The organism is Roseibium sp. HPY-6, from assembly GCF_040530035.1.
Taxonomy (GTDB): domain Bacteria; phylum Pseudomonadota; class Alphaproteobacteria; order Rhizobiales; family Stappiaceae; genus Roseibium.
This window is the reverse complement of sequence record NZ_JBEWCD010000001.1, coordinates 1,274,961-1,299,162: the sequence shown is the minus strand read 5'-3', so window position 1 is coordinate 1,299,162 and position 24,202 is coordinate 1,274,961. Positions and strand designations below refer to the sequence as shown.

At 56.3% G+C, this 24,202-nt stretch carries 22 protein-coding genes and 2 tRNA genes; 11 read left to right on the top strand and 13 right to left on the bottom strand.

Translation table 11 applies throughout. The annotated features are described in order from the left end of the window. Positions 1-172: 172 nt before the first annotated feature. Positions 173-643 (top strand): Lrp/AsnC family transcriptional regulator, encoded by a 471-nt coding sequence (locus ABVF61_RS06185; protein WP_353992644.1) that lies wholly within the window; start codon positions 173-175, stop codon positions 641-643. Between the two features lie 153 nt (positions 644-796). On the opposite strand, the gene ABVF61_RS06180 is transcribed toward ABVF61_RS06185, so the two are convergent. Continuing rightward, complete coding sequence (locus ABVF61_RS06180; RefSeq protein WP_353992643.1) at positions 797-1,372, bottom strand: TetR/AcrR family transcriptional regulator; 576 nt, start codon at positions 1,370-1,372, stop codon at positions 797-799. An 88-nt stretch (positions 1,373-1,460) separates the two neighbouring features. Here ABVF61_RS06180 and ABVF61_RS06175 point away from each other — a divergent pair, with 88 nt between their 5' ends. Continuing rightward, positions 1,461-1,940 (top strand): GNAT family N-acetyltransferase, encoded by a 480-nt coding sequence (locus ABVF61_RS06175; protein ID WP_353992642.1) that lies wholly within the window; start codon positions 1,461-1,463, stop codon positions 1,938-1,940. A 109-nt stretch (positions 1,941-2,049) separates the two neighbouring features. Here the strand turns inward: ABVF61_RS06175 and ABVF61_RS06170 are convergent, their stop codons facing one another. From ABVF61_RS06170 to ABVF61_RS06155, 4 genes are all read right to left on the bottom strand, one after another. Further along, positions 2,050-2,532, bottom strand: coding sequence for a hypothetical protein (locus ABVF61_RS06170; protein WP_353992641.1), 483 nt, complete (start codon positions 2,530-2,532; stop codon positions 2,050-2,052). 120 nt (positions 2,533-2,652) lie between these two features. Then, a complete protein-coding gene (gene greA / locus ABVF61_RS06165) occupies positions 2,653-3,126 on the bottom strand; it encodes a transcription elongation factor GreA (protein ID WP_353992640.1) in 474 nt (157 codons plus the stop codon). A gap of 130 nt (positions 3,127-3,256) precedes the next feature. Then, a complete protein-coding gene (carB, locus tag ABVF61_RS06160) occupies positions 3,257-6,619 on the bottom strand; it encodes a carbamoyl-phosphate synthase large subunit (RefSeq protein ID WP_353992639.1) in 3,363 nt (1,120 codons plus the stop codon). Between the two features lie 173 nt (positions 6,620-6,792). Beyond that, a complete protein-coding gene (locus ABVF61_RS06155; protein ID WP_353992638.1) occupies positions 6,793-7,071 on the bottom strand; it encodes a helix-turn-helix domain-containing protein in 279 nt (92 codons plus the stop codon). Positions 7,072-8,037: 966 nt separating this feature from the next. On the opposite strand from ABVF61_RS06155, the gene ABVF61_RS06150 reads away from it, so the two are divergent. Further along, positions 8,038-8,475, top strand: a complete 438-nt coding sequence (locus ABVF61_RS06150) for a MerR family transcriptional regulator (RefSeq protein WP_353992637.1) — start codon at positions 8,038-8,040, stop codon at positions 8,473-8,475. Positions 8,476-8,610: 135 nt separating this feature from the next. Here the strand turns inward: ABVF61_RS06150 and carA are convergent, their stop codons facing one another. Then, on the bottom strand, positions 8,611-9,792 hold the full coding sequence (carA, locus tag ABVF61_RS06145) for a glutamine-hydrolyzing carbamoyl-phosphate synthase small subunit (protein WP_353992636.1): 1,182 nt from the start codon (positions 9,790-9,792) through the stop codon (positions 8,611-8,613). A gap of 245 nt (positions 9,793-10,037) precedes the next feature. Here carA and ABVF61_RS06140 point away from each other — a divergent pair, with 245 nt between their 5' ends. The 4 genes from ABVF61_RS06140 (at position 10,038) to ABVF61_RS06125 (ending at position 16,679) form a co-directional block, all read left to right on the top strand. Continuing rightward, on the top strand, positions 10,038-10,541 hold the full coding sequence (locus ABVF61_RS06140; RefSeq protein ID WP_502949947.1) for a GatB/YqeY domain-containing protein: 504 nt from the start codon (positions 10,038-10,040) through the stop codon (positions 10,539-10,541). Between the two features lie 223 nt (positions 10,542-10,764). Continuing rightward, positions 10,765-12,693, top strand: a complete 1,929-nt coding sequence (gene dnaG, locus ABVF61_RS06135; RefSeq protein WP_353992634.1) for a DNA primase — start codon at positions 10,765-10,767, stop codon at positions 12,691-12,693. Positions 12,694-13,191: 498 nt separating this feature from the next. Continuing rightward, on the top strand, positions 13,192-15,186 hold the full coding sequence (gene rpoD, locus ABVF61_RS06130; protein ID WP_353992633.1) for an RNA polymerase sigma factor RpoD: 1,995 nt from the start codon (positions 13,192-13,194) through the stop codon (positions 15,184-15,186). Positions 15,187-15,299: 113 nt separating this feature from the next. Further along, a complete protein-coding gene (locus ABVF61_RS06125; RefSeq protein ID WP_353992632.1) occupies positions 15,300-16,679 on the top strand; it encodes a DUF930 domain-containing protein in 1,380 nt (459 codons plus the stop codon). Between the two features lie 23 nt (positions 16,680-16,702). Here ABVF61_RS06125 and ABVF61_RS06120 read toward each other — a convergent pair whose 3' ends face one another. The 6 genes from ABVF61_RS06120 to ABVF61_RS06095 form a co-directional block, all read right to left on the bottom strand. Continuing rightward, positions 16,703-17,269, bottom strand: coding sequence for a hypothetical protein (locus ABVF61_RS06120; RefSeq protein WP_353992631.1), 567 nt, complete (start codon positions 17,267-17,269; stop codon positions 16,703-16,705). Positions 17,270-17,353: 84 nt separating this feature from the next. After that, positions 17,354-18,313 carry a M91 family zinc metallopeptidase gene (locus ABVF61_RS06115; RefSeq protein WP_353993677.1) on the bottom strand — a complete coding sequence of 320 codons (960 nt, stop codon included), beginning with the start codon at positions 18,311-18,313 and terminating at the stop codon, positions 17,354-17,356. A 146-nt stretch (positions 18,314-18,459) separates the two neighbouring features. Then, positions 18,460-19,011 carry an RNA 2'-phosphotransferase gene (locus ABVF61_RS06110; protein WP_353992630.1) on the bottom strand — a complete coding sequence of 184 codons (552 nt, stop codon included), beginning with the start codon at positions 19,009-19,011 and terminating at the stop codon, positions 18,460-18,462. Between the two features lie 126 nt (positions 19,012-19,137). Continuing rightward, the gene (locus ABVF61_RS06105) at positions 19,138-20,289 is read right to left on the bottom strand and encodes a slipin family protein (protein WP_353993676.1); all 1,152 of its coding nucleotides are present in this window, start codon (positions 20,287-20,289) and stop codon (positions 19,138-19,140) included. 416 nt (positions 20,290-20,705) lie between these two features. After that, positions 20,706-20,770 (bottom strand) — tRNA-Arg (locus ABVF61_RS06100). 1 nt (position 20,771) lies between these two features. Continuing rightward, a tRNA-OTHER gene (locus ABVF61_RS06095) sits at positions 20,772-20,845 on the bottom strand. Between the two features lie 369 nt (positions 20,846-21,214). Between ABVF61_RS06095 and ABVF61_RS06090 the strand changes: the two genes are divergently transcribed. Together ABVF61_RS06090 and ABVF61_RS06085 are read left to right on the top strand one after the other, a co-directional pair. Continuing rightward, a complete protein-coding gene (locus tag ABVF61_RS06090; RefSeq protein ID WP_353992629.1) occupies positions 21,215-21,652 on the top strand; it encodes a ketosteroid isomerase-related protein in 438 nt (145 codons plus the stop codon). Positions 21,653-21,812: 160 nt separating this feature from the next. After that, entirely contained in the window at positions 21,813-22,502 is a 690-nt protein-coding gene (locus ABVF61_RS06085) for an SDR family NAD(P)-dependent oxidoreductase (RefSeq protein WP_353992628.1), read from the top strand. A gap of 45 nt (positions 22,503-22,547) precedes the next feature. On the opposite strand, the gene ABVF61_RS06080 is transcribed toward ABVF61_RS06085, so the two are convergent. Then, on the bottom strand, positions 22,548-22,874 hold the full coding sequence (locus tag ABVF61_RS06080; protein ID WP_353992627.1) for an ArsR/SmtB family transcription factor: 327 nt from the start codon (positions 22,872-22,874) through the stop codon (positions 22,548-22,550). A gap of 78 nt (positions 22,875-22,952) precedes the next feature. Between ABVF61_RS06080 and ABVF61_RS06075 the strand changes: the two genes are divergently transcribed. Together ABVF61_RS06075 and ABVF61_RS06070 are read left to right on the top strand one after the other, a co-directional pair. Continuing rightward, complete coding sequence (locus ABVF61_RS06075; RefSeq protein ID WP_353992626.1) at positions 22,953-23,426, top strand: DUF6428 family protein; 474 nt, start codon at positions 22,953-22,955, stop codon at positions 23,424-23,426. Positions 23,427-23,855: 429 nt separating this feature from the next. Next, entirely contained in the window at positions 23,856-24,158 is a 303-nt protein-coding gene (locus ABVF61_RS06070; RefSeq protein WP_353992625.1) for a DUF1330 domain-containing protein, read from the top strand. Positions 24,159-24,202: the final 44 nt, after the last annotated feature.

The window sequence follows — 24,202 nt, the reverse complement described above, 5'->3', positions numbered from 1 at the left end:
CTTTCGGAATCGTGCGCATTTTTGTTATAGTCTTGCACAAACGCGCAAATAACAATAATTCGGCACCTGAAGAAAAGTTAGCGCAGGGCCCCAATTCCCTGCAAGATGCCAGTCCGGCAAAGCGAAGCCTATTCACAGGCAGGTCATTCGTGACAGCTCAAAGGAGACAGGATTGAAAGCGCGGCTTGATGCCATCGATTGGCATATCCTGAAAGAACTGCAAGATGATGGCCGGATGACCAATGTGGAGCTGGCGCGCCGTGTCGGCATTTCCGCTCCACCGTGTCTGCGCCGGGTGCGCGCACTTGAAGAGGCCGGGCTCATTCAAGGATACCGGACGCTCCTGGATGAAAAGCAGCTCGGCTATGATGTCACGGCCTTTGCGATGGTCGGGCTCCACAGTCAGACCGAGGCCGACCTTATCGCATTCGAACAGACCGTTCAGAACTGGCCGCTGGTCCGCGAGAGCTACATGCTTTCCGGTGAAGTCGATTTCCTGCTGAAATGCGTTTCGCCGGATCTTCAGACGTTTCAGAATTTCGTCATCCGCGACCTGACGGCCGCGCCCAACGTGGACAGCGTCAGAACAGCTCTTACGATCCGCAGGACCAAGGATGAGCCGGTCGTTCCGATCGAAGGCTAGGGCGTGGACGCATGGACAAGCGAGCGCCTATGACCGCTTTCGGCGGACCCTCCGAAAGAGATCGACCGACCACGTCGGTCAGCAATGCGGACCAAGTCGCTGCCCGATGCGTTTCTCCAAAAGTCCGCTCTTGGCAAATTGGACTGTTCGCAATCAATCTGGAGGGCAATTCGTTTCGATTTCGGGCCCCGCGACGAGTCGTAGCAACACCTTAAGCCCCGATTGAATATCTGCACTTCCCTTGGATGCCAGATCGTCCAGTCCGATAAACGCACCATAGACCAACTGAGGAAGAGCAGGATCATTCTGTCCGACATCGCGCAGCAATCTCGTCACGAATGACAATCTGATCTCATCAACTTCCTTTACCACTGCCAAGACAGCTGGGTTTGCCAATGCCCAAGAACGCATTGCGGGTTCTACCCGACGTCCTCCGAACTCAACTGATGCTGGCTTAGCTGCACGATCCACCAACAGACGTAGTCGCGCCGCCTTTTCAGGTTCAGCCTGAAGTACATCCTCAATTTCTTGGACAACGCTGTTGCGCCATAGGCCCAACATTGCCTCTACGAAAGACGCGATATCGTCAAAGTTCCAGTAGAATGACCCCTTCGTGGCGCCGAGGCTTCGCGCAAGCGCCTCGGCTTTGATCGCGTTCGGCCCATCTGTTGTCAGGGCACGAAAGCCCGCCGCCAACCATGCTTCTTTGCTGAATTTCGTTTTGTTCATGTGTGAAATATACGGTGGCGTATTTACAAATGGAATAGCCCGAAATATACGGTTGCGTATGTGAGATATCAAAGCGTTTGAGGAAGCCTTGAAACACGCGCCAAAAATCGAGTTTGCCCGATTACCCAGTATCTCTCTGCAAGACATTGTTGCACATATGAACGATCCTCGCGTTTCTGAACACATGCCGCTGCTCGTGTCGAAATGGACGCTAGAAGAAGCGAGGAGCTTTGTCGCGGCGAAGGAAGATACGTGGCGGCGCGACGGGCTGGGACACTGGGCTATTTTGAGCGATGGAGCTTATGTTGGATGGGGAGGGTTCCAAAAGGAAGGCCACGATTGGGACTTTGGCCTTGTTCTCAAGCCGGATAGCTTCGGTCTAGGGCTGCGCATCACTCGAAAAGCCATTGCCTTCGCGACAACAGACCCGCGCATCGATTTTGTAACCTTTCTCCTTCCGCCCTCGCGCAAAAACATCGGGGCGCTTGTTCGTGGAGGCGCTGAATTTGTCGAAAACACGGAATACAACGGAGAGGTCTTCAAGAAATTCCGACTGGAAACGACTTAATCTCGCGTCCGCTTTGCAGACCTTCGTGCAGGCTGCAGCGTCCGTCAAGCTCGCTGCCATCCGGTTTTGGCTGCGCGTTAATGAAACCACGGTCTAGTCTTCAGGGAAGTCAAGTCTGTGCAGCTTCCTGGCGATGCTTCATGCCGCGAAGTTTCTTGTGAAGGCGGGACATCAGCGAAATGTCCCTGAGAGCCGTTGCGACCAATGTGAAGGCAACGCTTAAGAGGGCGCAGGTCGTGATGATGGCAATCGGCAGAAGCTGGTCATAGTGATAGGCATCGAGCGCGCGGTCGATCGGGTCGACACCGGAGTAAAGCCGATTGCGGATGGTTTCGCGATAGGCCCCGACTTCCAGTGAACCTTGCTTGATGTAGCGAAGCCCCATAACGAGCAGGATCACGGCTGCTGCGAGTGCGATGAGATAGCCGAACATCTGTAGCGCGAACGCATAGGCGTTTTCATGCCGTCGTTTTACGATGCGCGTAAAGATCCGGCGTTCAGGCGGCTCCAGCTTGGAATAGGCATACCAGCGATAGACCCAGAGTGGGATGGCCGCCGCCAAAAGCCACATGCCGATTGCATGAAAGACCATTATCCGTCCTCCGACACATACCGGAAGTTACCTTAGCGGTTGACCGGCACGCGTCAAAGGGAAATCGGCAGGCGCCAGGACTCGAGCCGACAGGCGCTATCCATTTGGAATGTAAAAGCTTCAGATGAATTTGACGTTGACGATCTCGTAGGACCGTGCCCCACCGGGAGCAGCCACTTCAACGCTGTCACCAATGGCCTTGCCGATGAGCGCGCGCGCGATTGGAGACGAAATCGACACTTTGTTCTGCTTCACATCGGATTCCACGTCTCCGACGATCATGTACCGCTTTTCTTCTTCAGTGTCCTCGTCGATGAGAGACACGGTCGCACCGAACTTCACGACATCGCCAGAAAGTTTGGTGACATCGATGATCTCGGCACGTGAGAGCTTGTCCTCGAGTTCCGAAATGCGGCCTTCATTCAGGCTCTGGGCTTCCTTAGCCGCATGGTATTCGGCGTTTTCCGACAAATCGCCATGCGCGCGCGCTTCTGCGATCGCATCTACGATGCGCGGACGCTCGACCGTGGTACGCTCCTTCAGTTCGTCCTGAAGCATTTTGTAACCGGCAGAGGTCATCGGAACTTTTTCCATGGGTCTCAGACCTTCAGCTTATTGGATCCTCTTAAAGCTTATTCCACTCATTATAAGGACCGCGTATTTGCAAAAACAAACCAAGCCGGGAAAGGCACGCTTTCCCGGCCGGTCAACGAGTATAATAGCCCTAGCCGAAGTAGGATTGTAAAGGTCTTACTTCAAGGCTCCCCGCCTTGTGGGCGGCAATACCTTTGGCTGCTGCGACGGACCCTGCAAGGGTCGTGTAATACGGAACCTTGTTCAGGAGCGCCGCCCGGCGCATCGACCGGCTGTCGGCAATGGCTTGCGCGCCCTCGGTCGTGTTGAAGACAAGCTGGACATCACCGTTCTTGACAGCATCAACGATATGGGGACGTCCTTCAAGCACCTTGTTGATTTTCTTCACGGTAATGCCTTTGTCCTCCAGATATTTCTGGGTGCCGCCGGTGGCTATGATCGAAAATCCCGCAGCCTCAAGGCTTCGCACGGCTTCGACAACGCCTTCCTTGTCCGCGTCCCGCATGGAGACAAAGACGGTACCGTTTTCAGGTACGCCGATGCTGGCGCCGATCTGAGACTTGGCAAACGCGGTCCCAAAGGCCTGGTCAAGACCCATTACTTCTCCTGTGGACCGCATTTCCGGGCCGAGGATGGTGTCGACGCCCGGGAAACGGGCGAACGGGAAGACCGCTTCCTTAACCGCGATGTGGTCAAGTTTCTTCTCTGTCAGTCCGAAGGAGCCAAGGCTTTCACCTGCCATGACACGGCTTGCAATCTTGGCGACCGGGGCTCCGATGGTCTTGGCAACGAAGGGAACCGTTCTGGATGCGCGGGGATTGACCTCAAGCACATAGATCTCGCCGTCCTTGATGGCGTACTGAACGTTCATCAGGCCGCCGACTTCGAGTGCGAGAGCAAGAGCCGTTGTCTGCCGTTTCAGTTCGGCAATCATTTCTTCAGACAATGAGAACGGCGGCAGGGAACATGCGCTGTCACCGGAGTGAATGCCCGCTTCCTCAATATGTTCCATGATGCCGCACACAAAGACATCCTTGCCGTCACATAGCGCGTCGACATCGACTTCAATGGCCCCTTCGAGATAGCGATCAAAGAGCAGCGGGTTCGTCCCCAGGACTGTATTGATCTGGCCGGTTTTGTCGTTGGGGTATTTCGCCCGCACTTCAGCCGGTACAAGCTCGGGCAATGTGCCGAGCAGATAGGAATTCAGCGCTTCCTCGTCCCTAATGATCTGCATGGCGCGGCCACCCAGAACGTAGGAGGGGCGGACAACAAGGGGCAGACCAAGACGGCTTGCGATCAGCCGGCCTTGCTCGACGGAGTAGGCAATGCCGTTCTCGGGTTGCTTCAGGCCGAGTTTGACCAGAAGCTTCTGGAACCGGTCTCTGTCCTCTGCAAGGTCGATCATGTCCGGCGAGGTGCCAAGGATAGGAATGTCGGCTTTGACAAGCGCCTGGGCAAGTTTCAAGGGTGTCTGACCGCCAAACTGCACGATGACACCGTGGAGCGTTCCGTTTTCCTTTTCCTTGCGAATGATCTCCAGAACGTCTTCGGGTGTCAGCGGTTCGAAATAGAGCCGGTCGGACGTATCGTAATCCGTTGAAACTGTTTCAGGATTGCAGTTGACCATAATGGTCTCGTATCCCGCATCATCCAGGGCAAAGGCTGCGTGGCAGCAGCAATAGTCGAATTCAATGCCCTGGCCGATCCTGTTTGGTCCACCGCCCAGAATGACGACCTTTTGCCGGTCAGACGGTGCGGCCTCACAGGCCGGGGCACCCATGAACGGAGCTTCATAAGTTGAATACATATAGGCGGTCGGGGATGCGAATTCGGCGGCGCACGTGTCGATGCGCTTGTAGACCGGATGAACGTCCAGTTCCCCGCGCAGCTTCACGACGTCGTCGGCATCAAGGCCAGCAAGGCTTGCGAGCCGCGCATCGGAAAATCCCATCGATTTGAGCTTGCGCAGGTTATGAGCGTCCTGCGGCAGCCCGATGTTGCGGACCTTGGCTTCCATTGCCAGGATGTCGGCCATCTGTTCCAGAAACCAGGGATTGATGCCGCTCGCCTGATAGGCCTCGTCAACGCTCATGCCGAGGCGCATGGCTTGCGCAACGTTCAGGAGACGGGTTGGGGTCGGTACTGAAACCGCAGCGCGCAAAGCGTTCCTGTCATCGCCCTGGTCGAGGCCAGGAATTTCGGTTTCATCAAGCCCGTTCAGACCGGTTTCCAGACCACGCAGTGCCTTTTGCAGGCTTTCATTGAACGTGCGCCCGATCGCCATGACCTCACCAACGGACTTCATCGCCGTGGTCAGGGTTGGTTCAGATCCCGGGAATTTTTCAAAGGCAAAGCGTGGGATCTTGGTGACGACATAGTCGATGGATGGTTCGAAAGACGCCGGCGTCGCACCGCCGGTGATGTCGTTCTCCAATTCGTCGAGCGTATATCCGACGGCGAGCTTTGCGGCGATCTTTGCAATCGGAAAACCCGTGGCCTTTGAGGCAAGCGCGGAGGAACGCGAAACGCGCGGGTTCATTTCAATGACAACAAGACGTCCGTTGTCCGGATTGACGGCGAACTGAACGTTGGAGCCGCCCGTTTCGACACCGATCTCACGCAGCACCGCGATCGATGCATCGCGCATGATCTGGTATTCCTTGTCGGTGAGCGTGAGCGCGGGCGCAACGGTGATGGAGTCGCCGGTATGAACCCCCATCGGGTCGACGTTCTCGATCGAGCAGATGATAATGCAGTTGTCCGCCTTGTCGCGGACCACCTCCATTTCATATTCCTTCCAGCCCAGAAGGCTCTCGTCGATCAGAACCTGGCCGACCGGTGAAGCATCGATGCCCGACCTGACAATGGTCTCGAATTCCTCACGGTTATACGCAACGCCGCCGCCGGTGCCGCCAAGCGTAAAAGCCGGACGAATGATGGCTGGCAGGCCGATCTCGTCAAGCGCACGCATGGCCTCCAGATATCCGGCATTGCGGTCGTATCCCTTGATCCTGCCGTTCTCGTCGCGATAGGCCGGTGAAGAGGCAATAGCCGCGCGCGGGTTCTCCAGGCCGATCGTGTCCATGGCAGCCCGGAATTTTTCACGGTCTTCCGCCTTCTCGATGACGTCACCGCGCGCGCCGATCATTTCCACGCCGAACTTTTCCAGAACGCCCATTTGCTCGAGGTCGAGTGCGCAGTTAAGCGCCGTCTGGCCGCCCATGGTCGGCAGAAGCGCATCCGGCCGTTCTTTCTCGATGATCTTGGCAACGAGCTCCGGCGTGATCGGCTCGATATAAGTCGCATCAGCCAGGTCCGGGTCGGTCATGATCGTTGCCGGATTGGAGTTGACCAGGATGATGCGGTACCCCTCTTCGCGCAGAGCCTTGCAAGCCTGTGTGCCGGAGTAGTCGAATTCACAAGCCTGCCCGATAACAATCGGACCGGCGCCAATGATCAGGATGGAAGAGATATCTGTGCGTTTGGGCATCTCGGCTCGCAGCTCGCAGCGACCGCTCCGGATTAGCACTATCGCTATTCGGTCGGGCGCGGACTAGGTGTGAATGTCTATGTTGGCTGAGCGCGTCTTATAGGGAAAAGCGCAGCAGGAGGAAACCCCGGCAAGGCCTTTGGAAGGTGTTTTCCGGACCAGTTTTTGAGCGTTTATTCGGTTTCGGCGGATTCGGCGCCCAATGGTGTTGTCGACTGACCGTCATAATCGCCTATTCCTTCGGACAGTGCGTAACAGGCGAGGCGTATCGATTTTGGTATCTCAACCGGCCGACCGTCGCGATTCCCCTTTTCGTAATACTGGATCATGCGCTTTTTCAGGCCGAGCCGTTCAGCTGCATCTTTTTGCTTCAAACCAAGCGTCCTTCGCCAATGGCGGAATTGCTGTGGCGTCATGCCCGGCACGGAGGCTTTTGCTTTTGATTCGGCCATATTTCAAATATTCCAAAACATCCTGTTTCCGCGTGACCGCACTTGGCGGGCTGCACGCCGATCAGATTGACAAAAATAACCTGGGCTGCCCTTTGTCAATGAAGAAGTGCACAATGTGCTCCTTTTTTGCCGTCAATACGCTCACGCTTCGGGCCGTTTACGATGTGGCAAAGTGGTTTCCTTAGGGGAATGTGTCGATTTGCAGTCGCGCAGAATGACCTCATCGGCACGTCGCAGGGTCTCCCGGCAGGCCAATTCAAGGAGGGATTTCCGTCAAAAAGTGTTCCATGAGGCGAGTTCTCCACAGGCACACATTGCATCCACGTCACTCGAGAAATAAATACCAGACTGTACTAAATGCGGCGAGAAAGCGCGCAAAAGAAGTAGAAAGTATATTATCCTATTACTGATTGCGTATCCCGGCTTATGACAATTCATGCAATTTTCGCTAGGTATCACCTAAATTTTTTTTGGTGAATAAAATAAATTTTTTCGATAAAGCAAGGAAAACTAAGTAGTTTTTACCGTCCGGGCTGCCGTCAGGTTATGAAAATCGTCCATCGAATTCGCGCTGACAGAAAGCGCTATTTATTGGATGTAGATTATCGATAATTAATATTTATGCCTTCCGTCACGTTTTTAGAAGTGTTTAAAATTCGGCGCTCCTATGGTCTTTCTGTGATGCTCGGAGTTTAAATTTTTCATTTTCTGAAACTTGTGCGGAAAATGATCAATATTTCCGATTTTATCGTAGATTTTAACTATCGAACCAGTGTATTAGTCTGTGTGTAAAGTCACAGCATGCAAAGCGCTGGGCTTTTCGCCGTGTGCAAGATGATGAAAACCGAGTGGTTGTTTTTCGCGATGCTAGTGGGACCGGAAGGGTCGGATGTGGGACCGGCGCTTCAGGAGCGTTGCAAAACCTGACCGAGCTCGGAACAAAAGAAAAAGATCGGGCTTAACACTATGAACAATGTCGCTACCAATATGGTCGTTGTTCCGGACATCGCGGGTCCGGCGCAGGACCTGGTGCTTGACGATCGCGCGCTTGCGATCTCAGAAATGTCTGAACGCTTCAACGTAACCCTCAGAACTCTGCGTTTCTACGAAGAAAAAGGACTGCTCAACCCCGTTCGCAAAGGCGCGCGGCGGTTTTACGGAACTCGGGACGTGTCGCGCATGCGCGTCATTCTCCAGGCCAAGAAGATCGGATTGACTCTTGCCGAGATCCGTCGCGTGATCAAACTGGTCGAGAGCAATGCCGACAAACAGGAACAGTTCAAGGAATTGCAGGAGATCTGCAAAGGCCAGCAGGAAATCCTTCTGGAGCAAAAGCAGATGCTTGACGAGCAAGTTGCCGAAGTCGAGCAAATTCTGACGGCTTTTGACGAACTGATCGCCTAAGAACACCTTACTCAGATTGCCATTTCCCCGGTCGAGAGATTGCACCGGGGTTTTGGCGTTTGTCATTGGCCGCAGATGGTGCTGCTCACGCGGCTCCCGATCCGGACCAACCTGTTCTCCACCAAGGTTAGCAGGTCAGCTGACTCTGGCGCTTTGCATCAGATCGGTGAACCGCTTGAAGAGGTAGTGGCTGTCGCGTGGTCCGGGTGATGCTTCCGGGTGATATTGCACCGAAAAAACAGGCTTGTCCTTGACGGCCAGACCACAATTGGAACCATCGAACAGCGAGACATGTGTCTGCTCAACATTGTCAGGCAGACTGTCGGCATCGACCGCAAACCCGTGGTTCATGGACGTGATTTCCACTTTGCCGGTCGTGTGGTCGAAAACGGGATGGTTTGCCCCGTGGTGTCCCTGATGCATCTTCACCGTGCTGCCGCCAAGCGCGAGCGCAAGCATCTGGTGTCCGAGGCAGATACCGAATGTCGGAATGCCTTTTTCAACGACGCCATTGATCATTTCCACCGAGTAGCTTCCGGTGGCTTCCGGGTCCCCGGGACCGTTTGACAGGAAGACCCCGTCCGGTTCGTGGCCAAGCACTTCACTTGCCGTTGCTGTTGCCGGAAGGACGGTAACGTCGCACCCCGCATCGGCCAGGAGACGCAGGATGTTCCGCTTGATTCCGAAATCGATGGCAACGACCTTGTATTTACCATCCTTTGCTTCGCCGTATCCTTCGTCCCAAGTCCACACGGTCTGCGACCACGGATGTGACTGAAGCGTTGAAGCTTCCTTTGCAAGATCCATTCCGACAAGACCGGGCCAGCCGGCCGCCTTCGCTTTCAGGCTTTCAATGTCGAACTGACCATCCGGCGCATGGGCGATCACGCCATTCGGGACACCCTGCTCGCGTATCAATGCCGTCAGGGCGCGTGTATCCACACCGCAAATGCCGATCATGTTCCGGCTTTTCAGCCAGGCGTCGAGGTGTTTCGCAGCCCGGTAGTTTGCCGGATCGGTGATCGGGGCGGCAAGGACGACACCGCGTATACCGCTCTCGGCCGCCATATTGACGGTTTCAATGTCCTCGTCATTGGTTCCGACATTTCCTATATGCGGAAATGTGAACGTGATGATTTGACCCGAATAGGAGGGGTCCGTCAGGATTTCCTGATAACCGGTCATCGCGGTGTTAAAGCAAATCTCACCAACGGCTTGGCCGGTGGCACCTAATCCCAGACCCTCGATTATGCTGCCATCGGAAAGCACAAGCAGGGCGGTCGCCGGGGTCTCAGACCATGCGTCTGCAGTCGTCATGTCTTGTATCCAGAGTCTGTTGGTGACATCATGCGCTGCAGGATAGGCGTCTGTGGCTGGCCAAGGGCCTGCGAATAGCCGTCTGCATTAAGCGCGGGACTCTATGGGAAGCGGCTGGGATCGTCAATATTGATCCTTCGAAAAAAGATCATTAAAATTCAATGTCTTGGCTGAGAATTGCTGAAGGGTGCCCAAGCGCTCACAGCCTCAGTGCGGCAGGGGTAGGGTGAACCATGCGCGATGATTTGCGCGAAAGAATCAACGCCGCGCTTAAAGTGGCGCAGGAAGACGGCGACAAACGCAGATGCGCAACCTTGCGCTTGATCCAGACAGCGGTCAAAGACCGGGAAACCGCTGCCCGGGAAAATGGCAAGGACGGTGTCGGAGACACTGAAGTCATCGAAATCCTTCAGAAAATGATCCGCCAAAGAGAAATTTCTGCGGAAGAGTTTGAATCGGGTGGACAACTCGATCTCGTCGAACAGGAGCGTGTCGAGCAGGAGATCATACGCGAATTCCTGCCTGTTCAGCTGAGCGACGAGGAAATCCGCTCCCTGTGCGAAGCAACCGTAAAGGAGATCGATGCACACGGTCTGCGTGACATCGGACGTTGCATGTCGGAGCTAAAATCGAGATATCCAGGGAAAATGGACTTTGTGCAAGCTTCGTGTTTCGTGAAGGAAATGCTTCGGGCCGAAAACAATGGCTACCAGGCATCAAGCGGTGCCGACGAAGCGGCAGAGGGCTGACAGGAGGCCGCTTAATAGACCGGCCGCTTCCGATTGGTCGCATGAGGCGTTCATGCAGGACATGCACACTCATCCACCAATAGATCACATTAAGGTCGAGGTTCATTAACTGACACTGGTTTTGGACTTCAAGTCATTCTATCTTGTGGAGCCGTTCTAAGGGATCTCTTGTCCAAACGAAGAATGGCCGCTCCTAAGTCACAAATGATCGTTTGTTTCTCACATGCGTTTTGAACCGCGTCTCCTTGATGAAATCCGCGCGCGCCTGACCCTGTCGGATCTTGTTGGCCGGCGTGTCACGTGGGACCGGCGCAAGACCCAGCCGGGGAAGGGCGACTTTTGGGCCTGTTGTCCGTTCCATCAGGAAAAAAGCCCGAGTTTTCATGTCGACGATCGCCGCAACCGATACAAATGCTTCGGCTGCGGCGCTTCGGGCGACCACTTTACCTTCGTGTGCGAGACCGAGGGCCTGAGCTTTCCGGAGTCTGTCGAACGGCTCGCAGAGCAGGCGGGGGTTGCTCTGCCGGCACCAGACCCGCAAGCGGCAAGGCGTGAAAAGAAGCGTGCGGGGCTTGCTGAAATCTGCGAAATGGCTGCGCGGTTCTTTGAAGCCGAATTTACCGGATCCAGGGGCGCGGGCGCGCGGGATTACACTGCCAAGCGTGGTCTGAAGTCCGAAACGCTTTCTGAGTTCCGCTTCGGTTTTGCTCCAGACAGCCGGGACGCCCTGAAGTCCTATTTGGCGGCAAAAGGTGTTCCGGAAGCCGACATGGCCGAGGCAGGTCTGGTGATCAGGCCGGATGACGGCCGGCCGGGTTATGACCGGTTTCGCGGACGCCTTATGATCCCGATCCATGATGAAAGGGGCCGGGTCGTCGCATTCGGGGGCCGGACACTCTCACCAGAAGGTCAGCCGAAGTATCTGAATTCGCCGGAAACGCCGCTGTTTCACAAAGGCGTCATGCTTTTTAACGCGCACCGTGCCCGAGAACCGGCGTTCAAGGCCGGCGAGGCGGTGGTGGTGGAAGGATACATGGATGCCATTGCGCTCTGGCAGGCTGGTATCCATCATGTCTTGGCGTCTCTTGGAACAGCATTTACGGAAGACCAGGTTGTCCGGCTCTGGAAATTCGCGCCGGAACCGGTGATCTGCTTTGACGGCGACGTTGCCGGTGTGTCGGCTGCGCACCGGGCAATAGACCGGATCTTTCCGGTTCTCAAAAGCGGCTATTCGTTTCAATTCAGTTTTCTGCCCGACGGCATGGACCCGGACGACCTGATCAAGGAACGTGGTGTGGACGGCTTCCGGCAGGAAATGGGCAAGGCGCAGGCGCTTTTCGATGCGGTCTGGGAACGCGAAATTTCCGTCTCGCGGATTGACACGCCAGAACGCAAGGCGGCACTGGAAAAACGCTTTGACGATCTGATCGGGACGATCCGTGATGACCGGGTGAAGAGGCGCTACCAACTCGATCTGAAGTTCAAGCTGTCGAACCTTTTCTTCGAGCAGTCACGGCAAACCCGCCGGGATGGTAAAAAATCGCCTGATGCCGCCTCGGGCCTCGGCATTGCGCGTGAACGTGTGGCGGCGAGTGACGATTTCGGGACGGAACGGCTTGTGCTCGGGCTGTGCATGCGGTTCCCGCATCTGCTGGACCGTAACTTCGAGCGATTTGCCGGTCTGCCGTTCACCAACACGCTTCACCGCCAACTGCGGGACATACTGTGCCGGATTGTCGACGATCTGGAAGCAGCGCCGATTGCAGATCTGACCAGTTCGTTCGATGAACCGCTGCGTGACATCATGCAGGAGATGATGCTGGAAACCATTGGGTTGCAAGAGCAAGGCAAGGCGGAGTTCTCCGCTCTCAATCACCGCTTCCCGCTGTTGAAATCGAACCCGCCGGAGGACTTCGTCGAAGCAGCGTATCTCCACTTTCTGGATCTCCTTGAACTCAATGCGCTGGAAGAAGAGCTCACCGGTGAATTGACAACCGCCGATGAACATCTGGACGAGCATTCCTGGGCGCGCATTCAGGCACTGACGCAGGACTTGAGCCGCCGTCGTGAGGAGTGTGCGCGGGACGAAGCGGACCTTGCCGAGCGTGCGAGGAAAATCAGATCGGCGCCACCTGTGGCCGCTGCGCAATAACAATTGCGCCAACCCTTTTAAAAATCCACGTGAATGCGGTGAGGCGGGACCGCCGAGAAGGGCGATTCAGCTGCAAAACATCGTCGCAAGTGCGTGTTGAACCACAAAAAATGCATTTTCCGATTGACCGATGACGAATCACACTTGCGAATCGCGCGCACCGAGCTAAATAGGAGTTTTGCAGCCCTCAAGAGCCGCAGCTGAAAGCCTGCTCGCGGCAAATAGTCTGAAAAAACGCTGCAGACCCGTTTGAATACCGCTTGGGCACTCGCATATGCGGGCGCTGAAATAGAAGGCTGTGTACTTCCTCGATGCTGAAATCTGTCAATGTCGGCAAGCGCACAGTTAATTGGGACTTAAGGGACACGGCTTACAAATTTAACCACATCGAATCGTTCAGTCGCGGCCGCGTTATATGCCGGCGCGCTGAAGGGGGATTGGTTTGAAGCCGTTTATAGGGCGCTGCGTGACCGCAACGGTCACGAACTGGAGCACGATATGGTAGCCAAAGCGACACAAGCAGACGAGACACAGGAAGCAAGCTCGGACGGCCCGGACGGTCCACTGCTCGACCTCTCGGATGCAGCGGTCAAGAAAATGATCAAAGCCGCCAAGAAACGCGGGTACGTGACCTATGACGAGCTGAACGAAGTGTTGCCGTCAGAGCAGGTGTCTTCGGAGAAAATCGAAGACACAATGTCCATGCTTTCCGATATGGGCATCAATGTGATCGATTCCGATGAGGCCGAAGACGGTCCGGAAGAAGTCGATGGCGGAGAGCTGGCGACCACCACGACGACCGCCGTTGCCAAGACGACCAACACAAAAGAGCCGGCCGATCGTACCGATGACCCGGTCCGCATGTACCTGCGTGAAATGGGCTCTGTCGAGCTGCTTTCCCGTGAAGGCGAGATTGCGATCGCCAAGCGCATCGAGGCCGGACGTGAGGCCATGATCGCGGGTCTTTGCGAAAGCCCGCTGACGTTCCAGGCGATCATCATCTGGCGCGACGAGCTCAACGAAGCCCAGGTGCTTCTGCGCGACATCATCGACCTTGAAGCGACGTATGCGGGACCGGACGCCAAGGCGGGGCCCGCCGTGGCCAATGATGACGTGGCACCGAGCGAAGCGACGGAAGAAAAAGCCAAGGATGGCGTCTCCGAAGAGACGGAAAATGAAGAAGGTGAAGGCGAGAGCGAAGAGGACGACGACGAATTCGAATCGAACGTTTCCCTCTCCGCCATGGAAGCGGAGTTGAAGCCGGGCGTTCTGGAAACCTTCGACAATATCGCCGACAACTACAAGAAGCTTCGCCGTCTACAGGATCAGCTGGTTGAAAACAAGCTCGCCAACAAGACCCTGTCACCCAGCCAGGAACGCCGCTACAAGAAGCTCAAGGAAGACATCATCGTCGATGTGAAGAGCCTGTCGCTCAACCAGAATCGTATCGATGCCCTGGTTGCCCAGCTCTACGACATCAACAAACGCTTGATGGGTTACGAAGGCCGGCTGTTGCGTCTCGCAGACAGCTACAATGTGGACCGGACCGACTTCCTCAAGCAGTATCAGGGTGCCGAACTCGACCCGAACTGGCTGCGCAAGGTTGCAAACCTTTCCACGCGCGGATGGAAAAACTTCATCGCCAAGGAAAAAGAAACGGTCCGCGAGCTGCGCCAGGAAATCCAGACGCTTGCGACCGAAACCGGTCTGGAAATCACCGAATTCCGCCGCATCGTCGCAATGGTGCAAAAGGGTGAGCGCGAGGCGCGCATCGCCAAGAAGGAAATGGTCGAGGCGAACCTGCGTCTCGTGATTTCGATCGCGAAGAAATACACCAACCGAGGCCTGCAGTTTCTGGATCTTATTCAGGAAGGCAACATTGGCCTGATGAAGGCGGTGGACAAGTTCGAATACCGCCGCGGTTACAAGTTCTCGACCTATGCAACGTGGTGGATCCGTCAGGCAATCACGCGTTCGATTGCCGACCAGGCCCGCACGATCCGTATTCCGGTCCATATGATCGAAACGATCAACAAGATCGTTCGCACATCGCGCCAGATGCTGCATGAGATCGGGCGCGAGCCGACACCGGAAGAGCTGGCGGAAAAGCTGCAGATGCCGCTGGAAAAGGTTCGCAAGGTCCTGAAGATTGCAAAAGAGCCGATTTCCCTTGAAACGCCGATCGGCGATGAGGAGGATTCGCATCTCGGCGATTTCATCGAGGACAAGAATGCGGTTCTGCCGATCGATGCGGCGATCCAGTCCAACCTCAGAGAAACGACCACACGTGTGCTGGCATCGCTCACACCGCGCGAAGAGCGTGTTCTCCGCATGCGTTTCGGCATCGGTATGAATACCGACCACACGCTGGAAGAGGTTGGTCAGCAGTTCTCGGTGACGCGCGAACGTATTCGCCAGATCGAAGCCAAGGCACTCCGCAAGCTCAAGCACCCGAGCCGGTCGCGCAAGCTGCGGTCGTTCCTGGACAGCTAACAGGCTGTAAGGGCATATCAAACACTGTGAAAGACCCGGCGCTTCTGCCGGGTTTTTTGCATCCGTGCTAATGAAGAAATGGTGATCGTGGAATTGCGGCCGAGGGCTCTTTTTTGGCCATAATCGAAGATATCAACCGTCCGATGATCGAGGCGGCCAAAGACGATGGACAAGGATTTGCCTGGGGGCTGACGTTTTCGCTCGCGCTTCATGGGGCCTTGGCTCTCGTACTTTTGGGCGGCATATCCGGCTATGTGGCCGAGCCCAGCCAGGAACCGGTTGAGGTGGAGATCATTACGGTACCGGCCCCGGCTGAGGAGGACGCGGCCGCAGAAGAGCAGGCCGAAGAGCAGCCTCAAAGTGAAGAAGAGCAGGAAGGCGATCTGCCGCCCGAACCTGCAGCTCAAGAACAGGAAACGGAAGAGGCGAATGCCGAGCAGCCGCCACCTGAGCCGGCCCCCTCAGAGGAGGAGCAGGAAACGCCAGTAGATCAAACGCCTCCGGCGATCCAGGAAGCGGTTCAGGAATTCACAGAAGAAGACTCCGAGCCGCAGGAAAGCGAGCTTCAACCTCTGCAGGAGCCGGTTGAAGAAGAGGTGACTGCAGAAGAGAACGCAACAGAGCCCGACGAAACGGAGCCGTTGGATGAGGCGCAGGAGATTGCCGAACCCGGTACTGAGGAAAGCGATGTTGCCGAGGAGGTAACCGAAGACCTGATCGAGGAAGACGTGGCGTCCGATTTAGCCGAAGAGGATGCGACCAGGGAAGATGTAAGCGAAGTCGAGGCCTCGGAAGAGGAGGCGCCCTCAGACGAAGAGCTTGCCGAGGCGGAGGAAACATCTGCTGAAACGCCTGTTGAGGCGGAGGTTGCGGATGACTTTGACCCGCTCGCGGGACCGGAAAGCGAGACCGACACGGAGGTCACCCCCGAGCCTTTGCCGAAACCTGTGGAAGTGGCCGAGATCGGAACGGACGCAGCGGCCGATGTCGGCGACGCGGACGAGATCGCACCGGACGAATTCGGCACGGTTGGGCCCATTGTTTCTGAAACAGCGCCCGCGCCCAAACCGGCGCGCCGGGTCGCACGTGCCACACGCTCCGAACCAGCTGCTTCGTCGTCTGCCGGAACGGTTCGCCGACCGGGCCACATTCAGGCAAGGCAGATCTATTCCGCCAACAATTCGCGCGTTACGGCCAGAATGCGTGGTCTTACGGAAGGAGAGCGGTTGAGCCTGCTGTGTATCACAGAGCTTGATGCGCAGCTGACTGCGGTCAGCCCTGTGCCACCGGAGGCGCTGCCCCGTGCGCGCGCAAGAGGGGGAACGGTGCTCGAATACCAACGCGTCGCGTTTCGCAGCCTCGGGCGCTGGTTTGACATTGCTTTCCGATGCGAGACGAATGCGGGTGTGACCCGTGTTGAAAGCTTCAGCTTCAAGATCGGAGAGGAAATCCCGCGCTCGCAGTGGCTCGCCCGCGGGCTGTCAGGCTTCTGACTTTCGGTACGGCCTCCGGCCCCTCATCGGTCGACGGCTGTGATCGGCAGAAAAGCGGCACCGGTGTTGGCGACATCCAGCTCGGCCTGCAGCACTTCCTGATAGTCCAGCCCGTAGCCGTAGTCCGCCTTGAAATGCGCGGGCCCGATTGTCGGCGCAGGGCGCAGAACACCTTCGTCCGGTTTGATCTTTGCGGCACTGATCACGCCTATCTGCACAATGATGCGGGAAATGGCAAAGGGGTTTTCCCCCAGCGCATAGCTGTCATAAGGATGGTAGGGCATTGCCGGGTTGGTCAGGACAATTTCACCTGAGATCGTTTCTCCTGGCACGACGCGCCGGAAATAAGGAGTATCCGGGCTTCCGATCCGCATGCCCTGGGGCACTTTCAACAACAGCTTTCCTGTGTAAAGAACGCCGTTTTCCGTTGGCATGACATAGGCGAATTGCGGATCGGCCGACAAACTGCCATCCGCCGCCGGGCGGTAGAGTATGTCGGCGACAAAGATGTCCGTGTTCTCGGTATTGGTGACCTGATACGCCAGCGAAATAGTGGCGGCTGTGATTGCTTTGACAGAAACGGTCAGCATGCATTTACTCCTGCCGGAATTGGCCTGTGCGGGCAGTTGGCAACGACCGGGTCAGGCAGCCACCCGCAAAATCTCTAAGCACCATTAGTAGTAGGGTCTCTGGTGCTCTTCTTCATTCTTACCGATACCCAGATCATTGAAATCCTTGCGGATCTTGTTTTCGGTGAATTCGTTGTCTTCATACTCGCCCAGGCCGACGGCCTGCAACTCATAGCCGGGTGCCTTGTGTTTCAGGCCATCGTGACCGGTGTATTCGACCTCACCACGCGGATCGTTCGTCCCATGTGTGTCATGGTAGGAGTGAATGAGTTCGTGTCCGAGAACGATCGCGGGGTCTGTCGTCTGCCAGCCTTCGCCGTTGTGCTTGTCTCGGTCGGGGTTGAAACTCACTGTGCTGTCCGTGCCTGGACCCGGCTTGTCGTTGACCGTGTCGTAGTTGCAGTCGTCCCAGTTTGAGGGTGCTTCCGAGCTTCCCTTGCCTGGGCCGGCATCCTTGATCGTTGTCGATTGGTCGCTGGAATCGAGCGCCAGAAGGAGGTCCATGCCGGTGGGTGATTGGGCCAACGTGTCCAATGAATCCATGGCTTTTTGCTTGAACTCATCCGTTCCCTCAACCTTGATCGATGACTGACCGTTCTTGATCTTGTTCATCAGGGCGTTGCGTCTGAGATCGGCAATTTGTTTGGGCGACAGATTGGATGCCGCTCCGCCACCAGCCGCCGCGCCAGCAGCGCCACCGGCTCCCGCGCCGGCACCACCTGCGCCTCCGGCACCACCTGCACCGCCGCCTGCGCCGCCGCCGCCACCACCCGGACCGGGCGTCATACCGATGAGCACCCTTGGGTACCCCGTGGTGAGGGCGCCCGCTTTGAGCGTCAGATCCGTCATGCGGGCGGCAGGCATCCCTTCCACCAGAACGTTGAAGGCCCCGGTGATGATCGGGTCGCCACCTATTGGCGGTGGCGGGCCGACACACAGGCAAAGGTCGGTCACCCGCGCTTGCGGGAACATTCCGGTTATTACTCTGAACGCTCCTTTCCACATAATGGGCAATGGCGTGCCCAGGCAACTCGGACAGGAATGCAGATCGACAAGTATGCGGGACGCAGGAAATTTCATGGTCAAACCGGTTCATTAAAAATCATGCCGAAAGTGTCAGCCGATTGCCGGTTTTCGTCAATGCTGCTGCGTCACACTTTGCCGGAATGTCTTGAAAGACAGGCCACGGGCACCGACGAAGTTAACCAGACACCGTTCTCCGTCTTGTAGAACTGGTGCCCGGCGACGGACATTTTCGCCGCATCAATCAATAGAACAACCGGCTCTCCGTGCCTTTTGCCGACATTCAGAGCCGTCTCGACTGTGTCCGACAAATGCACATGGTGCCGCTTCATTGGTTTCAATCCCTCGCGCAGGATGGAAGACAAAAACCTTTCTGCGGTGCCATGAAAGAGGAGGTCCGGTGGTGAAACTGGTGTCAGCTCCAGGTCAATCTTGACGGAATGGCCCTGCCGCGCGCGTATCGAAGCGCCATCTTCGGAGAACTCAAAGCGCTGTTTGTCATTCAAGGCAACGACATTGCCGAGTTTTTCAGCGTCGCAAGAGACGCCCTTGTCAGATAGGGCTTTCAGCACCGCATCGACATTTGCCCAACCTGTTTCGGAAAGCACCAGGCCGGCATCCTGCGGACAGTGCCGTAGCCAGTAAGAAAGCTGTTTGGAGATTTTTGTTATGTTTCGCATATTCGTTATTTGTTTAGTGCCGCCCCGGCCTTGAGCCGGGGCCTCAACAGGCATGACAAATTGGCCCCGGCTCAAGACCGAGGCAAAAAAAAGAAGACGGCGCGAGCTGCCCCGCGCCGTCCGTTGTTATGCCGCGCTGTCGTCGCGCAGCTTGACAAGATCGTTCATCAAGCCTCCGGTTCCGTTGTGGACCGTCAGCCGGTCCACCTTTCCGGCGATCGATTCCAGCGCTTCCAATTCTTTCAGCCGCAGCATGACCGGGTTTTCGGCCATGACCTTGGCCGTGTTCAGAAGCGAACGGGTTGCGTTCGTTTCTTCGCGGCGCCGGATCACGTTTGCTTCAGCCTCTTTTTCGGCGGTCACCACCTTGTTGAGGATCTCGCGCATTTCGCCCGGCAGGATGACATCCTTCAGGACGATATCGTGGATCTCAACACCGATCGCAGCCATGTCTGACTTGATCTGAGCGGTTGCCTCCGCGTTGACCTCGCCCTTGCGCTCAAGAATCTGGTCCAGCTTCAACGCGCCGAGCTGCTTCCGGAAAACCATCTGCAGCGCCCGGTGCAGCGTGTCCGCGAAGTCCTTGACCTCCTGAGCTGCCTTGACCGGATCAACCACGCGGAATTCCGCAGACAGGTTGATCCGGATCGTGACACGATCAAGCGTTAGCACTTCCTGACCGGTGACGTCGAGGCTCTGCCGCTTAAGGTCGATGAGCTTCTGGGTCACCGTACGCCCGGCCTTCCAGAAAGCGTGAACACCGGCGGTCAGCGTCCGGGTGAGGACACCGTCGACGAAGAGCAGTGCGACGCTGCCTTCGGTGACCGGGACGATCACAAACTGCTGCGTCTGCTTCGCATCACCCAGCCGGCGCATCAGTTTTTGCGTCAGCTCCGGCTGGTCCTGCGTGTCGATCAGTTCCCAGGTCCACGGTCCCGCATCCGTCCACAGAACAAGGCGTTCGTCAGGACCCAGAACCTTGTGCACCCGGCCATCCCGCTCGACAACTGCCACCTCGGCGGACCGGGTCCGCACGACGGTAAAGTGCTTTTCAGCCACATCAGGGAGTTTATCGAAGAGCGCCTTCTCGTAACCGGAACGGAATTCGGGCAACGCCAGTGCATGACGCTCAATCACGAGCGTTCCACGGCCGTTTTTCAGACTGTGTTCACCCGGTTCAAGGATACCCTGGAGCTCACCCCTGACGAGGTGCAGTGCCCGTTCGTTTTCGGAAATCACAACGCGGGTCCGTCCGCGGATTCTGTCGAGAAAAGTCATCATTTCAATACTCCTTCCATGGCTCTAAGGCACTTGGCTTCCTTTCGTCAGGTTGATGTCGGGTTTGGGGGTGGTTGATACCGGGTCGTTGCCTGGGCGACCCGGGGCGAAATGAATTGAGCGTATGATGTGGAGACCTGAAGAGAGCACGAGGGCTCCCGACGGGTTTCCGGCCAGAGGGCCTTGCGGCGGTGCGGCGGGTTTGGCCTCTTCGAAAACAGGCACGTCCAGCCGAACTGCAGCGTGGTCTTGGACGGGAACCGGGCGAGCGCACCTGGCGTCGGCAATCCGCTCGCCCTGTCCGAAGACAGGGTTACGCGTCCTGCGTCCGCAAGATCCCTTCAGATCCCCTATGATTTGAACAGCACCTAAAGCTGCCGGCTTAAGAAGCCAGTCCGGTTTTCAAGGCCGGTTTGTGGAACGGGAGTTGAACCCGCGACCCTCGGATTCGCAGTCCGATGCTCTACCTACTGAGCTATCCATGGTACACACGACAGGAGTCGAACCTGTTGCTTCCGGGTTACATCCCGGCGTTCAACCGTTGAACTTCATGCGCGGATCTCCGATCTGTCAGAACAGCATCCGTACGTGAACACGGCAGAGCCGGATCACGCGGGCGGCAGAAAAACAGCCTAACCGTTGATGTCTGCGCCAACCTCTTGATCGGTGATGAGGTGATACTTCGTTTTCTTGAGGGGTTGCAAGTGGTAATCGCATGCTTTGATGAGTATGATGCTTTTGCGCCACTATATGTTGCTTTTTTGCAACTTCATTGGATCGAGGCATTCTGCCCGGCAGAAGGGCGAAGGCCGCAGGGTCTTCACCGGTAAGGCTTTGCAGATCAGCGGATGCCATCCCCCTTGCGCGGTACCAGCGCCACAGGCAAACTCGCCGCCGAGTTGAAACGCAAGCTGTGCGAGTCGTCATGCCGAACAAACAGTCCCGCTTCCTGATCGATACCTATTTCGCCGCCTTCAATGCCGGTGACACCAAGAAAATGGAAAGTCTTGTGACCGAGGATCTGATCCACGATGTCAACCAGGGCGAACGACGGGTCGGGAAGGACAAATTCTGGTCCTTCAACGTTCACATGAGCCGCTGCTACAAGGAACGCCTGTCGGATATCGTCCTTTTCGTCAATGAGGAAGGCACGCGCGCCGCGGCCGAATTCATTGTTCACGGAACCTATATCAACACGGACGAAGGTCTTCCCGCGGCGGAGGGTCAGACCTATGATCTGCCTGCCGGCAGTTTCTTTGAGATCCGTAACGGGCAGATCGCGCGCATCACGACCTACTACAATCTTCAGAACTGGATCGATCAGGTCAAACCGGACACCGGTGAAGACGCGGAAACATCCTGAATTCAACTGAGGGCTTCCGACCTGGGGCTGCCGTCTGAAGAACCGCGTAAGCCCTGAGAGCTTCGATCAGCTTAAGGGCTGTGCAGGACAACAACACGTTACTGGTTGCTGCCCGGTTGCGCACTATACCCAAAGACAGTCAGCCATCGGGAGCATCCTCATGACAGGAAACGCATTGATTGTCGGAGCCGGTTCGGGTCTGAGCGCATCGCTTGCTCGGGTTTATTCTACTGCGGGCTATAAAGTCTCACTAGCGGCACGCAATGCCGACAAGCTTGCCGACATTTGTCAGGAATGCGGTGCGCGCGCCTACGCATGTGATGCGACCAAGGCAGAAAGTGTCGAGACGCTTTTTGCGGAGCTGGATGCAGACGGACTGACCCCGGATGTCGTGATCTACAATGCCAGCGGACGAACGCGTGGCCCGATCGCAGAGCTTGATCCGAGCGACGTTCTCGCTGCGCTCGAGGTGACTGCTTTCGGTGCCTTTCTTGTTGCGCATCAAGCGGCAAAGCGGATGGTCCCCAAGACGGCGGGCACGATGCTGTTTACCGGCGCGTCCGCCGGCATCAAGGGTTTTCCGCAGTCGGCTCCGTTTGCCATGGGTAAATTTGCCTTGAGAGGCCTTTGCCAGTCGCTGGCCCGTGAACTGCATCCGAAGAATATTCACGTTGTGCACTTCGTGATTGACGGCGCCATTCACCGTGCTGATCGCGGCGCGCCTTATGACGATCCAGAAAAGACGCTTCACCCGGACGAAATCGCCCGGACCTATCTGGAAATGACCCGTCAGCACCGCAGTGTCTGGACCAACGAAATCGAGCTGCGCCCCTATGTGGAGCGGTTCTAGTTTCAAAACCGCCAGGTGGGGCTCAGCTGCAGTGCGTAAACGAACCTAGCACCTGTCTTTAGCAACGCAGCACGCCCGCACGGTTTCATTGTTCTTGCAGCAATCTTCCAACATGTAGCGCATCAGCGCGCCGACCGACTTGAAATCAAGCCGGTATGTGATCTGGCGGGCTTGCCGGCTGGACGAGACCAACCCGGCTTCGGACATGTTCGCAAGGTGAAATGAAGTCCTTGAGGGTGTTGCGCCAACGGCAGTCGCAATTGCTCCCGCGGCGAGCCCGTCGCTGCCTGCCTCAACGAGACATTTGAAAATACGCAATCGCGTTTTGCTGGAGATCGACGCAAAGGCTGCGAGGGCCATGGCTTCATTCATATTTCAAACTTTCTTGAAATGGAATCGAATCTGTGTTTGATTTTATTTCAAGGAAAGTTGAAATGAAAGGCAAGAACCATGACGCCAACTGAACTGCTCCAAGCATTGCAGGCCATGCCAGGCGACCTCCCGCTCGTGTTTCAGACAGAGGGAGGCGACATCGGAGACGGCTACCATGTGACGGAGTTCAAGCTTGCGAACATAAACGGAATTGATTGCGGTGCCCGGCAGTCTTCCTGGACGGAAGCGACGTTGCAACTGCTTGACGGGCAGGGCGGGGGACATATGAAAGTCGGGAAATTCACCGCCATCCTAAGGCAAAGCGTTGAGAAGGTGCAGGGTCTTGGCGACAGTCTTCTGCATGTGGAATTCGCACATGAAAACAAGGGTATGAGGATCTATGATGTGTCAGAGCCGGTCTTGCGCGGTGATATGGTCGGCGTCGGATTGAATGAAATTCGCGCCTATTGCAAACCGGCACAGGAACACATTGCAAAATCCGGAACAGCCGGATGCTGCGGATCGTCAGCGTCTCCATCGTGTTGCGCCTGAGACAGGCGGCAAAACCGGCGTTCATCGGAAGGTACCGCTGACCCGATCCGGTTGGAAGAGGCTGCAAAGGCGAAAGCTCACAACTGAACGGGTGGAGCAAGGCTGCGAATTCATCTCCCGCACCTGTGTGATCGGTTTTTTCGACAAGAGGAGCGCCGTTCCACCCGAAAGTTCTTATTTCTATTATATTTGATTCCCGAATTATAAAATCCTGTTTTGCCAGTTTATGTTGGAAACTGCATAGCTATCTTACCTCGTGCCGACGCTGAAACAATGTCGTAACGGGCAAACGAGGTACATTCGATCTTCGAGAAGATTGGTTGGATCGTGGAAACAAGTCTCAAGAATTGCGTGCGTGACACGCTCGACGGCTTTGCCCGCTGACGGCTTGGCAGCATTCATTTCTTCTCAAACGACTGGATACAGAAAATGACCTACTATTCCGTACTCGCCGTAACGCCGACCTCTGAGGACTGGATTCCGGACTACATAGGCCCGGCAAACAAACTGGTGGCACAATACGGCGGCAAGTATCTGGCGCGGACCGCTTCTCATGAGCAGGTCGAAGGCGATAAGGACGATGCGGCTCTGCGTATCGTGATTGCGTGGCCGTCGAGGGAAGCTGCCATGAATTTCATGAACGACGCGGAATACGCACCGCATCTGAAAGCCCGTACCGCCGGGTCGAACAGCTTTCATTTCCTGATCGAAGGCAAGGATGACCTCGCCTGATTGACATGACCAGCGTTTGACCGTCCCTCAGGCAAGCGGGGCGG

Bases quoted from the DNA above. Each gene is read 5' to 3' on its own strand.
- ABVF61_RS06180 (WP_353992643.1), bottom strand. From the start codon at position 1,372: ATGAACAAAACGAAATTCAGCAAAGAAGCATGGTTGGCGGCGGGCTTT.
- ABVF61_RS06170 (WP_353992641.1), bottom strand. From the start codon at position 2,532: ATGGTCTTTCATGCAATCGGCATGTGGCTTTTGGCGGCGGCCATCCCA.
- greA (WP_353992640.1), bottom strand. From the start codon at position 3,126: ATGGAAAAAGTTCCGATGACCTCTGCCGGTTACAAAATGCTTCAGGAC.
- carB (WP_353992639.1), bottom strand. From the start codon at position 6,619: ATGCCCAAACGCACAGATATCTCTTCCATCCTGATCATTGGCGCCGGT.
- ABVF61_RS06155 (WP_353992638.1), bottom strand. From the start codon at position 7,071: ATGGCCGAATCAAAAGCAAAAGCCTCCGTGCCGGGCATGACGCCACAG.
- ABVF61_RS06150 (WP_353992637.1), top strand. From the start codon at position 8,038: ATGAACAATGTCGCTACCAATATGGTCGTTGTTCCGGACATCGCGGGT.
- carA (WP_353992636.1), bottom strand. From the start codon at position 9,792: ATGACGACTGCAGACGCATGGTCTGAGACCCCGGCGACCGCCCTGCTT.
- dnaG (WP_353992634.1), top strand. From the start codon at position 10,765: ATGCGTTTTGAACCGCGTCTCCTTGATGAAATCCGCGCGCGCCTGACC.
- rpoD (WP_353992633.1), top strand. From the start codon at position 13,192: ATGGTAGCCAAAGCGACACAAGCAGACGAGACACAGGAAGCAAGCTCG.
- ABVF61_RS06120 (WP_353992631.1), bottom strand. From the start codon at position 17,269: ATGCTGACCGTTTCTGTCAAAGCAATCACAGCCGCCACTATTTCGCTG.
- ABVF61_RS06115 (WP_353993677.1), bottom strand. From the start codon at position 18,313: ATGTGGAAAGGAGCGTTCAGAGTAATAACCGGAATGTTCCCGCAAGCG.
- ABVF61_RS06110 (WP_353992630.1), bottom strand. From the start codon at position 19,011: ATGCGAAACATAACAAAAATCTCCAAACAGCTTTCTTACTGGCTACGG.
- ABVF61_RS06105 (WP_353993676.1), bottom strand. From the start codon at position 20,289: ATGACTTTTCTCGACAGAATCCGCGGACGGACCCGCGTTGTGATTTCC.
- ABVF61_RS06090 (WP_353992629.1), top strand. From the start codon at position 21,215: ATGCCGAACAAACAGTCCCGCTTCCTGATCGATACCTATTTCGCCGCC.
- ABVF61_RS06085 (WP_353992628.1), top strand. From the start codon at position 21,813: ATGACAGGAAACGCATTGATTGTCGGAGCCGGTTCGGGTCTGAGCGCA.
- ABVF61_RS06080 (WP_353992627.1), bottom strand. From the start codon at position 22,874: ATGAATGAAGCCATGGCCCTCGCAGCCTTTGCGTCGATCTCCAGCAAA.
- ABVF61_RS06075 (WP_353992626.1), top strand. From the start codon at position 22,953: ATGACGCCAACTGAACTGCTCCAAGCATTGCAGGCCATGCCAGGCGAC.
- ABVF61_RS06070 (WP_353992625.1), top strand. From the start codon at position 23,856: ATGACCTACTATTCCGTACTCGCCGTAACGCCGACCTCTGAGGACTGG.